The organism is Candidatus Clostridium eludens (assembly GCF_045310515.1).
In the GTDB taxonomy this organism is placed as follows: domain Bacteria; phylum Bacillota; class Clostridia; order Clostridiales; family Clostridiaceae; genus Clostridium_B; species Clostridium_B eludens.
Genome location: NZ_JBJHZX010000002.1, coordinates 208,803 through 222,860, shown reverse-complemented (window position 1 = coordinate 222,860; position 14,058 = coordinate 208,803). Strand labels below are relative to the sequence as shown.

Genomic DNA, 14,058 nt, shown 5'->3' with positions numbered 1-14,058 from the left:
TTTCCTACAACGTTATTGCTATTTTTATCATATTCTTCTCCTTTTCATTTTAGCATAAAATTATGTAAATCTAACATGGCTTTTCCCCTTTTTATTATATTTTACTCAGTTTTATTGCACATACTTGATAGCTCAAAGTCTAATCCATAAACAGATAGCAATCAAAGCACCAACATTAAAAGTCTAAATTACCTCCGATAATAATTATTTTGCTTAATCAGATCAGTTTTCAGGTGGAACGTATCCGTATTACTTTAAAATATTTAGTGTTATGTTTAGTTTAAATGCTAGGAAATAAATATACAAGTACCCACATTTTTGTGCCTTAAAAGGAAGGATTTTATGTCAGAGAATAAAGAAAGAGAACTCATTAATGAGAGAAATTGTGAGATGATATATTCTATAGGAATTATTGATGAAAAATAGAGAGCACCAACAATATGAATGCTATGAAAATGACTCTTTCCAATCTCATAAAAGAATTAAGCTATCCTATTTTAGCTAGTGTCGATGAACTAAATAGTATATTGTAAATATTCAGATCAATCCTCAATAGACTAGCTCAGAGGGAACATCTCCTGATGAAATAGGTTCTCAAATAGTATTAATTAAGAATGGTTTTCAATCTGTTGGACGTTATAATAAATATATTTATAAAAATGGAAAAAGGTGTGATAGTATATATTTTGAAAGAATCTTGATTGAATATATGCTGTCAAATAAAGTTAAGACGCATTATTCTTACAAGGTGTCATAAATTTTACTATTTTAAATGGTGTTACTTAACCTTTCTTATTTTTTGCAATAAATATTCATACTGATTTTTAATAAAATGAGAATTTTATCATTGAAAAAAAGTATCTTCTAATTGCATAGGTGATACTTTTTTTATTACCTTCAGTTAAATTGTATATTTTTATTATTTAAAATTTAGTCAAGATAGTTGCTAAGAAATCTTGTAGCTAATCATGAAGTGTAGTAAAATTTCAATAAATGTAAGAAAAATATAAGAGCTGAAAAAATATATATTCATACTGATAATCCAGTTGGTAGATTGAATATGCATCAGATATTAATAGGGGCGCAGAGAAGAGGATTTATAGATATAGATATAGATATTGAGATATATAATTACCCTTTTACTAAAAATAAGTATACTGAAAGGTAGACATAGATATGATTTATGTTACAGGAGATACCCACATACCATTAGATATAGAAAAGTTAGATGAGGATAATTTTAATTCACAGAAAAGTATGACAAAAGAGGATTATGTCATTATATGCGGTGACTTTGGAGGAATTTGGAATAATAGTACTGAGGAGCTAAACTGGCGAAAGTGGCTGGAAAAGAAAAATTTTGCGACTTTATGGATTGATGGCAACCATGAAAATTTTGAATTACTTGATAAATATCCGGTAACTAAATGGAATGGTGGTAAAATACATAGAATTTCTGATAGTGTAATTCATTTAATGCGAGGCCAAGTGTTTAACATAGCTGGGCTTAAATTCTTTGCTATGGGTGGGGGGGGGAATCTATTGACAAATATAATAGAGTAGAAGGGAAAACATGGTGGAAAGAAGAACTACCATCCAAAGATGAATATGAAGAAGCACTAGACAATCTGGATAAAAATAATTGGAACGTTGACTTTGTTATCACTCACACAGTATCGATAGAATTGATGGAACAAATGTGCTGGATTAAAGAGAATAATCCGCTCAATAGTTTTTTTAATATGTTGCAAATAGAATTAAAGTACGGGCATTGGTATTTCGGTCACTTTCATGCGGATATTAATATAGATGATAAGCATACTTTAGTGTATGAGAAAATTATTAGGATAAAGTGAAATTTAAGTATGTTAAAGTATTAGGAGGAAATAGCGATATATGGATTTAAAACAAGATAAAAAAGAAGGATATGAATATAAAACAGCCAAACAAATGAAAGAGTTAGCAGACCAAGAGAATATTAAAGTGCTAGATATTAAAAAAGAGACTGAAAAAACACTAAGAAAAATATTAGATACGATTGAAATAATGGCTGAAAAAGGAGACTATTCTACAAGTTACATGTGCAATAAAGCTGAATCCAGTATTATAGATAGTGTAACTCTAGAACTTCAAAAATTGGGATTTAGAACTGAGTTGGTGGAATTTGGTGGTACTAAAGCAATAAGTATTAAATGGGATTTAGGAGATAATGTTGGAATTAAAATATATGTTAAAGATGAAAAAGAGAATAACAATTAAATATTAATAGAAAAAAGTTAAAAGAGCTATTAACGAGCTATCATTGTTAATAAGCTCTCTTATTTTTTAAGAATTCATATAGCATCAGAGAGATGTCTCTTCATTACTTTCTTTTTAATTATAGGTGTATTGGATACTTCTAGGCTTATTTTAATATTTGATTCTTCATAAATCATTTTAAAACCATTTTTAGGTAGGTCATTAAGATGAGAATGAATCAATTTTTCTAGTTCTTCAAAAATTTCTGTCTTTAGTGACATATGCAACGTCTCCTTTCTAAGTTTGTTTTTTCCTTAAGATTTTTAGATATCATTAAAGATTGTCTCAGAATGTACCATCTTCAAACGCCTGAAGCTCTTCCTTGGATAATCTTGAAGAAGTATATTTTTTTCTGTTTTTTTTGCTGTCAAATTCTCTAAAAAGGTCTTCTTCCATTAATTTATCCATTGCTTTGTTTATGTTAATTATTTTTGTATTCTCTTCTTTATGAATTGTTTTTTTAGATCTATATCTAGTAATTTTGCAACATCACCTAAATCATAAGGAACTTGTCTATCTTTATTTAAGTTATGTATATAATTATTTAATGCATCAAGGTTCGAATGAGAATTAAAGCCTACATAAGCTAACTTTACATTACATTGTTTTTCAAACGTAAAAATAAAATCATGTAATTTCATTTCTCCTAAATTTTCTAAGGTTAATAACATAACTATCAACTACTTCTCTATGTATTGTTAATTTATGTATATTATACCATGCAGTGTAATGTAGTCAACAAATATTCTTCAAAGATGTATTCTGGAACTTGAAAGGATTTATGGAATTAGACATGGTGGAGATAGAAAATCAAATCCGAATAATTCGGACTTGAAAAAACAATCTGATTTGGTTAAAAGACAGGAAGCACAAGTAATATATTATAATATTTAAGATTATTAAATATTGGTAATATATGAAATGGATGAAAGTTAAATGGATAAACTATTGTTGTTTAAATTGGAGAATAAAGCATTAATTTGGAATGTAACAAAAAAGGTAAAAGATATAATTTTGAAGCTGGTGAGATAGGGTATAAGAAATTTATAGAAGTAAAACCAGCGAAGAAACTAAAAGATATTTTTAATAAGGTCTTTATTAATTAAAGTATATGTAATGTTAGGTGTTGAAAATAGTAGGTTTTAAATAGTTGTTATATTTTTATTGTAAAGTTTATTAAGAATAAAAGTGTTGATTCTATGTGAAAAAATTGTTAAAATAAAACAAAAACTAGGAGGTGCATAGTAATGGTAGCGAATAAAAAAATGTATTCAAAAATGTATGGTTCAAATGTCGACTGTATAAGAACAGTAGGTGGAAGATGCGTGGGAAATTGTAGAAAGACAGATGTTAATAGTGACTGTATAAGAACTATAGGTGGAAGATGCGTAGGAAATTGTAGAAAGACAGATGTTAAACCTCAGTCAAGTTGGTAAGTAATATTGCAAAGTGTGCATACGAGTTAGTAGTGGGTCTTTGATGTGGTATTTGCATGTCGAAGACCCTTTGATATGTGAAAAACACATTTTGAAGGGAAGGATATGCAATGTCAATAAAATTAAAATATTTGAATAAAGAATTAAAGGTTAGTAATGAGAAAATTTACGTAGTTCCATCTGATATTGAAACCGTTATTTATAAAGGTTTTCGATTGATTATTTCTCCTAGTAATGGTAATTGGATTGTTATAGAAAATCAATTACAAATGAATATTTTTTTAGATATAGAGTTGGGCTTATCTGTAGGTAAATTAATAGGAAAATATGCTAAAAGTCTTGAAGAATTAAAGAAAGTATTGGTACAAATTGAAGGAAAACATTTTGATGAAATTATTAATATTCAAGAGGAGAGTTTTCCACTACGATTATATTTAACAAATAATTGTAATCTGCGTTGTAAACATTGCTTTATGTATGCATCAAATGAATTGAAAAACGAGTTGTCAACAGATGAAATAAAGAGATTAATAGATAAATGTTATGAGTACGGGAGTGATAAAATTATATTTACAGGTGGAGAGGTTGCATTGAAGGAGGGTTTCATAGAAATTCTTAAATATGCAAAAATTATTGGGATGTATACCCAAGTACTAACAAATGGTACTTTGTGGACAACTCAGATGATAAATGAAGGAGCTAAATATATAGATGATTTGCAGGTAAGTGTAGATGGATATAATGAAATGAGTAATGCAAGAATAAGAGGAAGTGGAGTTTTTGATAAAGCATTGGAAACAGTAGATGAGTTTATTAAGATTGGAGGCTTGTCTGTTTCTGTAAGTGTAACTCCTTTATATGATTTTATTGATGAGTATTATGAAAAATATATAAAATTTGGTCGACAGTTAGTCGAAAAGTATAAAAATGATGATTTTCTTATTATATTTGGAAGAGAATTAATTGATGGACGAGATATTAATGCGTCCGAAGAAAAAAATAGACTTATGGCTGACAGAGTGGATAAGATAGCTGAGGATATTTATCCTAATAATGAATTAACAGCATTTGTGCGTAATCATGAACATAATAGAATTTTCCGTAATTGCGGGTATGGTGCTTTGACAGTAAATTCAAATGGAGATTTTTATTTCTGTGGAAGAGTAAATGATGTAAGAAAATATGGTAATATTAGGCAAGTACCAATTGAACATGTTTTAGAGATACGTAAAAAAGTTAGAGAAATTTCACAGGTTGATAATTTGTTACCATGTAAAAATTGTTTACTTAAATATATTTGTGGAGGAGGATGCAGAGTTACACAGTTTCCACAAATAACGCAATGTGACATTGAAAATATTGATTTTAGTAAAATTAAGGCGAGAGAGTGTTCTCAAAATTATATTAATAATTTTTATAGACTGATGATAGAATCGAATGACTTTTTATTATGGTAAGTAATGTATATAAAGTAGGAGGAAGTACAGTAAATGAGACAGTCTAAATTTGTTAAAATATACAAGGTGGAAGATGATTATGCATATTATCACAGCTTAAGAATGAAGCCGGTGTATTTAAGAAAAAGTGAACATGAAAAATTGCAAGGTATGTTAGAGGGTAGTACAGAATGTGAACTTTCTAAGGAATTGATAGATAGTTTGTGGAAATATAAAATAATAGTTAACAATGAAGATGAGGATGAAAAACTATTAAAAGCAGTAAAAAAATTTTTACCTAAACCATATATTAGTTTAGCTTATTTTGTGTTATCGGAACAGTGTAATTTAGCGTGTAAGTATTGTTTTTTGGGAAATGGAAAAGTTAATGTTAATTCCAAAGTAACGAATTATCCAATGAGTAAAGAAATCGCTGATAAAGCAATTAAGTTTTTTATAACCCAAATACAAATGAATAAAGATTATTTTGATAACGATAAGGAAATTATTTTTTATGGTGGAGAACCATTGATTAATTTTGAAACTTTGAAATATGTAATTGAAAGATGTAAGAAGTATCAAATTAAAGGGGTATTAACTCAGAACTTAAAATTTTCAATGGTTACTAATGGACTATTATTGGATGAATCAAAAATAGATTTTTTAATGAAAAATGATGTAAATGTATCAATATCAATAGATGGCGTTGATGAATATGCAAATTATGGCAGGATAAATAAAAATGGCAAAAATGTTTTTTCACAATTAATTGGTACTTTGGATTTGGTTAAAAATAAAAAAATGCCAATTGGTCTGTCAATTACTTTAACAGAACATACTTTACGCGATGTAAATGCAATATTTAAATTATTAGAGAAATATAGTATTAATCAAATTAGTTTTAATATTTTATATGATACAGAAGAATTTAAAGTTAATAATGATTATTATAATAATGCTACTGATTTTATAATAGAATTTTATAAAAAAGCAAGAGAAATGGGAATTTATGAAGATAGAATAATGAGAAAATTAAAAGCATTTACGGATTCGGAATTATATTTATCTGATTGTGCAGCTACATCGGGAAGTCAAATTGTAATAACACCGGATGGTGCTGTAGGAGTCTGTCATGGTTGTATGGAAAATAGGGATTATTTTATTACAGATGTACATCAAATAAATGTAAATTTGTCAATTGATAAAGTTTTTAATGAGTGGAGCCAATTAAGTCCAATAAACAATCAAGAATGTATTAGCTGTGAGGCATTAGGAATTTGTGGAGGAGGATGTCCTATTAATGCAATGAAAACTGCAAAAGTTAAAAGTATACATTTGGTTGATAGAAAGTTTTGTATTCATTCTAAAAAGATACTAGAGTTTATGATAAATGATTTGTATAGGATACTTATATCAGAGAATTCTATGATATGAATGAATTTTAATATTAAAAGTAATTTCAAATAATATAAGCTATTCTTATGCAAGGGTGGTGACATATGGATAACATGCTTGAAGAAACTTTGGAATTATATGACATGCAAAATGCTCAAGTTAAATTCATACGTTTTAGTGAAAATTTAATTTTTAAAGTAATCTATAATAATATGTCTTATGTTGCAAGAATACATAAATATGGTGAGGGTATAGACTTTTCCATATTTGGGGATGATATGCATTCAATAAAATTATTAGAGGCAGAAATGAAAATTTTAAATATATTTAGGAATGAATTGAGTTTCTATATTTCATCTGATAATAGGAGTATGGTAAAATATTGCGATGTTATACAAAAACCCATAAGCAATAAGTATGGTAAATTTGTTTCCATGTTAAGTAATGGAGTCCCTGTAACGATGTTATCATGGATAAATGGGATTGATTTTGGGCAAGAGAATATAGGGGATGTTGATTTGTTTAATATTGGAGTATTAGTAGGAAGAATGCATATAATATCCCGAAATAGATTAAAGAATTTAAAACTCTATAGAAAAAGTTATGATGCATCTATGGTGGAAAAATTATTATATTATATGCATAAAGGTTTGGAGAATAGTTCATATTCTGATGAACAGTATAAAAGTATGGAAGAAGCTGCAAGAGAGGTTCAACTTAGAATGAAAGAACTGGATTTAGCGGGTAATTCTTATGGAATAATTCATTCGGACTTAACTAGAACTAATCTAGTGAAAAACAATAATTGTATTGTACCTATAGATTTTTGTTTAAGTGCATATGGCTATTATTATCATGATTTAGGTACATTATTTTTGGATTTTTATGAAGAAGAACAACAAAAATTTATTATTCAAGGCTATGAAAGCATAACTAGAGAAAAGATAAATTATAGATATATTGAGACTTTCGAAGTATATCAAACATTACTTTATTTAGCAGCTAATGCTAGTAATTTTCCTGATATATCATGGCTACCAAATAAAATTTTTAAACAATAAGTTAGTATGTCTTACAATAAGAGCTGAAGATAACCAACATAAAAAGGCCACTGCATCATATAAAGTTTATGTCAAAAGTTACATCAAAAGAGCTTTATAATAAAAAAAGCAGCAGGATTAAAATTAAAGTGGTTCCCATGCCAAGGACATTTAAAAAAGACCCTACAAAATAGGTGGTTAAAAATAGTATTTCATACGTTTTTTTAACTGTCTATTTTATAGAGTCTTTTTTAAATTAGTCCTCTGCCTTTTCTTCATTATCCACATAATCAATTATATCACTAAATTTTAAATTTCTATCTAACTGTTTAAAAGCCTTATATAGGGCTTCTAACTGACTTAACTCTATTCTTTTAGCCTTTTCGTAGTAGAAACTACTTATGGTTGCAGGTCTTATGCCCGTTTCTGATGCTAGCCATGCCTGATTTTTTTTATATTTTCCCAGTAAATTACTTATATATATTTTAACCATTGAAAGTTCACTCCTATAAATAATAATGACTTCTTATACGGTATATTATACCGTATATTGCTGGCAAATCAACAGTCTCCGTAACAAAATTACCTCTATAGTAATAAAAATTGCTTGATTTATTACCGTAGTAGTAATATAATTATACTACAAGTAATAATATTACGCTTCAAAAATAAGAAAGCATCAAACCTAAAGGTAGGTACTTCATTTCTTAATTAAAATATAATACTTTTAAGTAGGGAAAACCAATACCATAGCGCATAGGAGGGGATATTAATGTCAATAAAAACGATAGAAAAAGTAATATTAGAAGACTATAAAAGAGGAGCTTCGGAAGAAAATGAAAAAGGATTAGATTATGAAATAATTGAAAGGGTTATTGAAGAAACATTAATACATAAAATTACATTGGAAGAACTTTTGGACAAAGTGAACCAGATAGCAAATAGTGACCATGGAACAATAGTGGCTGAAGTTATAGGAGTCCTTACAACTCCGGCAGTAATTTATGAGGATTTCAAGGCTGTTATTAGCCAAAAAGAAGTGGAAGACGGTGTGGAAGAAAGCTTTATTTTATTAGACTATACTGAAGAAGTGGGAAATTTAGAGTTTGATACTTTAGCAGCTAAAGGGGTTGTATGGGACAAGTGGGGTGAGTATTTTTTGATTAAGTTTCTGGAAGATAATATAGAGATTATGTTGAGCTACCATGATTATAAATTTTAACCATAACATACTATATTATGCATGTATGTAATTATTAAGAATGGACTGAAAACAACACAAATAAACGCAGATATATTAGAAATCTAAAAATAAACTCTTATAACTCCGTTACGTGGATAAAGTCATATTTTACAGTACAAAATAAACATGGTATTATTTGCATGGGATTAATTTGGCCATTAATCCTACTGCATATATTTTAGAATATGTTAAATATTAATAAATTTTATGTATTATAAATACCTTAATTTAATATATCATAAACAAAAAATAAAGTCAAATATTATGTTGCATTCGGCTGTATGCCCTATGGTTAGGCTATTTGTTGAGGTTACAACTGAAGAAAAAGGAGAAGAAATATATGAAAAAGGCTTAAAAAAAGAAAAAATAAAATGACAATTTCATAAATATGAGAGTCAGGAGGAATTAGTATGGTGTTATTGCATTTTACCGGTTTTCAGGAATTTTTTGAAACATTAGGAATAATGCTGGTCATAACTTTAGTATTAATTTTGTTAAGCAAAGTAATAGATAGTAGGACAAGCTAATAAATTAATATTTGGAGAATCTTATAAATAGTACAAGCCCTATTGGGCATACAAGTTTAGTAGAAGATATTATAAAGCAAAATGAACTGAATGAATTAAGTAAATTCATGTTCTAGCAATTAGGAAAGATTAATGGAGGGAAAAGATTATGAGGAAAATAGTGGTAAATGACATTAGAATAAAGCAAATAGGGGGTAATCCTTTTGAAATAAGGGCAGATGCAAAGGATGTGCTTGTATGGATAAAGTGTGTAAAGGACAAAGCACACCCATCTTATTTAATTACTCCCTATGATTTTACTCATGGAAAGAGATGTCCTTTATGCGAAGGAAGAGAGGTAATCAAAATATGAATAATATAATAGAGAAAAATAGAACTAGATTAAAAAACATAAAAAGAATGATGTAATCTTATGGAAACCCAATTTTGATTATAATAGCGTGACTAATGAAGAAACTTTAGTTAAGAACCGGAATAAATTATATTGTTACGAAGATGGATATTCTAAAGTATGAATTTATATTTATGTGGAAAGTAAAATAATTGATGGCTGTTAGAGATATATTTTTAGTCAACCTTTATTTATATAAAGTATATCTCTTATTTCATCTTTCTTAATAAAAATTAAAAAGGAGTGATAAGAAAAATATGCAAATGATTGAAGTGTCAAAATTAAAACCGCATCTTCGGAATCAAGAATTTTTCGATGATATTGAAGGTGAACAGTATGAAAAATTTAAAAAATCTATACAGGAGGATGGAATTATAACTCCTCTAATCGTAGCCCCTGATATGACTATAATTAGCGGGCATCAGAGACTGAAGGCCTCTAAGGACTTAGGCATTGAATTAGTACCTGTAATTATTAGAGAAGATTTAATTGATGAAAGTGAAAAATTAAAAAAACTTTTAGCAACTAATTTTGGAAGACTGAAGAATAGTCCAGTTAAACAGGGTAAGGTATATGAAGAATATGAGAGGTTATGTGGGGTGAGACAGGGAAGTATGAATTCAAAAGGTTTTAATGTGGGCGACAAATTGTCGCTGACACAAGAACAAATAGCCAAGGAATTAGGAACAGATGTAAGAACTATTCAAAGGCTTAAAAAACTCCGAACCTTATCACCGGAACTACAGCAACTTATAGATAATGGGACAGTTAAATATACTACAGCACTAAATGTATGGGCAAAATTATCAAATGAAGAACAACAAAAATTTATAGAGGAATTAGGAAAAGATAAGATTGCCGATATGACAAGAAAACAAACTGAAGAATATTTAAAGCAGAAAGAAGAACTTGAAGAGGAAAACAGTAAAATAAAGCAACTACTAGAGGAAGAAAAAAGCAAAGCTCCTGAAATAGTCCAGGTAGATAACACGGATTATACTATAGTGGATAAAAACAAAGAATTGGAGAAAAAAATTATTAAATTGGCCAGTGAAAAAAATGAACTGGAAATAGACTTGGATTTAATGACTAAAAAAGCAGATGCATTTGAACAAGATTCATTGGACTATAAAAAAATGAAAGAAGATATTACATATTTAACAAAACAAAAAGATGACTTAGGCAGGCAAATACAAGCAATAACAGATATCTCAGGATTAGTAGTTGAGATAGATGATTTAATAAAAAGTAAACTGGCACCGGTAAGATATTCAAGGTCGTTATTAGAAGCTAAAAATGATGATATAGTAATGAGAAATCTTACTGAAATAGTAGATGTTATAGAAGGATGGTGTTATGAAATGAAACAATACATACCAAATAAAATAAATTATGTGGAGGTAAAATAGTTAGTGGAAAATGCAAAAGAAAGGGAGTTTGTAATAAGAGGTTGGAATAAAGAAATTATAAAACTAACGGAAGAGGAACTTATGTTTCTTATAGATGTTACTGTAGAAGAGGAGTACTCATATATAAAAGAAAGAGAAGAAAAAATGCAAGGTTCTGCTAAAGAATATTTGATAAACATATTACAAAGCATATACATACACCATACCCATAAGGATGAACGGATAAAAAGATTATGTTTAATAGCTAAAAGTTTGTACATTAAAATAGATAACATAACAAATGAGGATGCGTTTTATATTATAAGGGAAATATGTATGTCGAAATCTTTTATACATAAGTTTGGATTGCTAGATTCCTTCTGGCAGGAAAACGAAGTAACAGAAATAAAAAATGAAGGAATAGAAACTGTGTCAAGGGCACGACATTTAAAGCTCTTAGAGTTGTCTATTTAGAACTAATAAAAATGAAGTATGTGAATGGAGGAAGTTATGGGAAGAAAAAAGATAATTATTAAGGGAGATGTATTTGTAGCTAAGACTAAAAGATTGTGCAAATATTTAACAGATAAAGGCTTTAAGATGAAGAGAGAAGATGTGGATGATTTAAATCCTAATTATAATGTATATATATTCAATAACTCAGCAGCAGTAAGGCAAGCTGTTGCTGAATACTTCCTAAAACAATGAGTTAGGAGGTAAATTATTGGTAACGAATAAAACAGAAAAATTAGAAGAGATAATAAACAAAAAAGATAAAGATTTAATGGAAATGGTGAATTATATATCAAACCCATTTATTGCACTTCGTAGTAAATATAAATTCAAGGTTTTTAGTCTTGAAACTTCACGTGGAAAAACAATAGGAACTGCTTATGCCATAGCTAAAGCTATTAAAGGTGGAAGTCAAATAAAATACGTATTTACTACACATACATTAGAGGAGTGCAGTAGGGTAGCAGAACTGATAAATCGAGAAGCAGGAGATAACATGGCCGTGCATTATAGTCCATCTCAAAGTAAACCTAGTGCAATAGCCAGTAATGACTTCTATGAATGTGCTAAGAAACAAGTATTAATAGTATCTCATGCAACTTATTTACATCTATGCCTTCCAAAGAATGAGTTCCATAAAGGTTATCAGAAGTATGTCAAAGAAAATTTTAACTTTCTAATAATTGATGAAGAAATAAATGCAGTAATAAATAACCTGTGTAGCTATAGTGATTATACATATAAAAATATATTAAAACTAATTGAATTTATTGATCATGTTAAAATATTGGACTTATTTGAAAAGTTATGTGAACAACCAAAGAGAACTATAAAATTTTATGAAGGCAGAGAGGATTTAAAAAATAAAATTATTGTGGCTGAAGAATTAGGTACAGGGAATATATTTACAGGTGAAGAATACAGTAAGCTCATAGATTTAATTACTTCTATTGATAATGAGATTATAAATGATTACAACGTAGACAATAAAACGGATATTACTAAAAATGACATTATTGAAGAGATTGAAAAAATAAATATATTATATAAAAATATAGCATTTGACAGAGTATTGTACTGGGATAAAACATTATACAGTTGTAATTTTGACTTTAAATTTCTAATGTTAGATAATAATGTAATATTAGATGCTTCAGCCAATTTCAATACATTATATACAATAGGTAAAATATTTGACGTTGTTAAATCTAAAAGAATTATAGACCACTCAAGGTGCCGTCTTATTTGGTATAACATGAATACATCTAAAAGTGCTAAGAAGAAAAGTAGCGATAACAACCAATTAACAGAATGGAGAAAATTTATTGTTGATGACATTAAGAAAAAAGCTAGAAAAGGTAGTAAGGTATTAATAATAACATATAAAGCTGAGTGTGATGCTTTAGATAAAAGATTTTTAGATGATGAATTTAAAGAGTATTTTAAAGAATATGGTTTTCTTAATTTTTTAAACATGAGGGGAGTAGATAAGTATGCTGAATATGAAGAGTGTTTTATCGTTCATACTCACCGATTCGCTTTCCCCATATATGTTTTGATGTATATGTATTATGAAAAAATAGACAATCCTTATGGTATTAATATGACCTGTGGCAAATACAGAGGAAATAATACTTTTGGTTTTGAGGATGGCATTCTTGATAGCTTATTGCTAAGTGATGAGATATCTTCACTATACCAAGCTTGTAAGCGAATATGCAGGATAAAACAACCTGTTGGAAATTTTCATATTTATCATAACAATTTAGAGGTTATAAAGCAAATACAAAAGGAACTATTAAATATAAAAGTGATTCCAGATAAAGACAATCCCAAAATGAAACTTACTGATAAGTTTTATTTTATAATAGATAAAATTCGTGAAGGAGCCTATAGTGAGTATAGAATTGTTGATGAAAAAACAGGTAAAAAAAAGAAGGCTGTTAAAAGAGGTAAGAAAAACTATTATGAAGTCCATAAGAAATTATTCTATGAGGTATTGGGTATAGATAATACACATTTTTCAAGGGATATCAAAAATAAGATTAATAAGAAAGAGCTAGGAGTTAAATTTAAAAATGATATCGTGATGGTGAATTTTTAAAATGGGGGGATTTTTTGAATCACAAAAATCATTAATATTATTTAATTTAATGATGATTTTTATTGCTTAAGGGTCTCCCATCTCTTTATTATATAATATATATAGACCTTGGAGACCCTTAAAGGCATATAATTTGATTTTTTTATTAGAAAAATAAAATGTTTTTGATGTTAAAAAAACCCCCCTTTTCAGATTAAGATAGGATGAGTTGTATAGAAGTAAAACAAAATATAATCATGCGTTTCTTTTGATTCTTTTCTTTTCGCATAGGTCTGTAGCATATTATA

The 14,058-nt window shown here is 28.2% G+C and carries 15 protein-coding genes; 12 read left to right on the top strand and 3 right to left on the bottom strand.

All coding sequences use genetic code 11. The features are described 5' to 3' along the window. Nucleotides 1-1,176: 1,176 nt before the first annotated feature. Nucleotides 1,177-1,563, top strand: a complete 387-nt coding sequence (locus ACJDU8_RS02505) for a metallophosphoesterase (protein ID WP_406790568.1) — start codon at nt 1,177-1,179, stop codon at nt 1,561-1,563. Nucleotides 1,564-1,896: 333 nt separating this feature from the next. Beyond that, nucleotides 1,897-2,259 carry a hypothetical protein gene (locus tag ACJDU8_RS02500; protein WP_406790567.1) on the top strand — a complete coding sequence of 121 codons (363 nt, stop codon included), beginning with the start codon at nt 1,897-1,899 and terminating at the stop codon, nt 2,257-2,259. Between the two features lie 74 nt (nt 2,260-2,333). Here the strand turns inward: ACJDU8_RS02500 and ACJDU8_RS02495 are convergent, their stop codons facing one another. Together ACJDU8_RS02495 and ACJDU8_RS02490 are read right to left on the bottom strand one after the other, a co-directional pair. Next, nucleotides 2,334-2,519 (bottom strand): hypothetical protein, encoded by a 186-nt coding sequence (locus tag ACJDU8_RS02495; protein ID WP_406790566.1) that lies wholly within the window; start codon nt 2,517-2,519, stop codon nt 2,334-2,336. 204 nt (nt 2,520-2,723) lie between these two features. After that, complete coding sequence (locus tag ACJDU8_RS02490) at nt 2,724-2,969, bottom strand: hypothetical protein (protein ID WP_406790565.1); 246 nt, start codon at nt 2,967-2,969, stop codon at nt 2,724-2,726. A gap of 576 nt (nt 2,970-3,545) precedes the next feature. Between ACJDU8_RS02490 and ACJDU8_RS02485 the strand changes: the two genes are divergently transcribed. From ACJDU8_RS02485 to ACJDU8_RS02470, 4 genes are all read left to right on the top strand, one after another. After that, entirely contained in the window at nt 3,546-3,734 is a 189-nt protein-coding gene (locus ACJDU8_RS02485) for a hypothetical protein (protein WP_406790564.1), read from the top strand. Between the two features lie 110 nt (nt 3,735-3,844). Then, nucleotides 3,845-5,191, top strand: a complete 1,347-nt coding sequence (locus ACJDU8_RS02480) for a radical SAM protein (RefSeq protein ID WP_406790563.1) — start codon at nt 3,845-3,847, stop codon at nt 5,189-5,191. A 33-nt stretch (nt 5,192-5,224) separates the two neighbouring features. Next, nucleotides 5,225-6,604, top strand: a complete 1,380-nt coding sequence (locus ACJDU8_RS02475; protein WP_406790562.1) for a FibroRumin system radical SAM peptide maturase — start codon at nt 5,225-5,227, stop codon at nt 6,602-6,604. A 65-nt stretch (nt 6,605-6,669) separates the two neighbouring features. Beyond that, nucleotides 6,670-7,626 (top strand): phosphotransferase, encoded by a 957-nt coding sequence (locus ACJDU8_RS02470; protein WP_406790561.1) that lies wholly within the window; start codon nt 6,670-6,672, stop codon nt 7,624-7,626. A gap of 235 nt (nt 7,627-7,861) precedes the next feature. Here ACJDU8_RS02470 and ACJDU8_RS02465 read toward each other — a convergent pair whose 3' ends face one another. Further along, a complete protein-coding gene (locus ACJDU8_RS02465; RefSeq protein WP_406790560.1) occupies nt 7,862-8,098 on the bottom strand; it encodes a helix-turn-helix domain-containing protein in 237 nt (78 codons plus the stop codon). 279 nt (nt 8,099-8,377) lie between these two features. Between ACJDU8_RS02465 and ACJDU8_RS02460 the strand changes: the two genes are divergently transcribed. The 6 genes from ACJDU8_RS02460 (at nt 8,378) to ACJDU8_RS02435 (ending at nt 13,771) form a co-directional block, all read left to right on the top strand. Then, nucleotides 8,378-8,827, top strand: a complete 450-nt coding sequence (locus tag ACJDU8_RS02460; RefSeq protein WP_406790559.1) for a hypothetical protein — start codon at nt 8,378-8,380, stop codon at nt 8,825-8,827. A gap of 696 nt (nt 8,828-9,523) precedes the next feature. Further along, on the top strand, nt 9,524-9,727 hold the full coding sequence (locus ACJDU8_RS02455) for a hypothetical protein (RefSeq protein WP_406790558.1): 204 nt from the start codon (nt 9,524-9,526) through the stop codon (nt 9,725-9,727). 296 nt (nt 9,728-10,023) lie between these two features. Beyond that, the gene (locus tag ACJDU8_RS02450) at nt 10,024-11,175 is read left to right on the top strand and encodes a ParB/RepB/Spo0J family partition protein (protein ID WP_406790557.1); all 1,152 of its coding nucleotides are present in this window, start codon (nt 10,024-10,026) and stop codon (nt 11,173-11,175) included. A gap of 3 nt (nt 11,176-11,178) precedes the next feature. Next, entirely contained in the window at nt 11,179-11,628 is a 450-nt protein-coding gene (locus tag ACJDU8_RS02445) for a hypothetical protein (protein ID WP_406790556.1), read from the top strand. 36 nt (nt 11,629-11,664) lie between these two features. After that, nucleotides 11,665-11,862 carry a hypothetical protein gene (locus ACJDU8_RS02440; RefSeq protein WP_406790555.1) on the top strand — a complete coding sequence of 66 codons (198 nt, stop codon included), beginning with the start codon at nt 11,665-11,667 and terminating at the stop codon, nt 11,860-11,862. 16 nt (nt 11,863-11,878) lie between these two features. Next, nucleotides 11,879-13,771, top strand: coding sequence for a hypothetical protein (locus ACJDU8_RS02435; RefSeq protein WP_406790554.1), 1,893 nt, complete (start codon nt 11,879-11,881; stop codon nt 13,769-13,771). Nucleotides 13,772-14,058 lie beyond the last annotated feature (287 nt).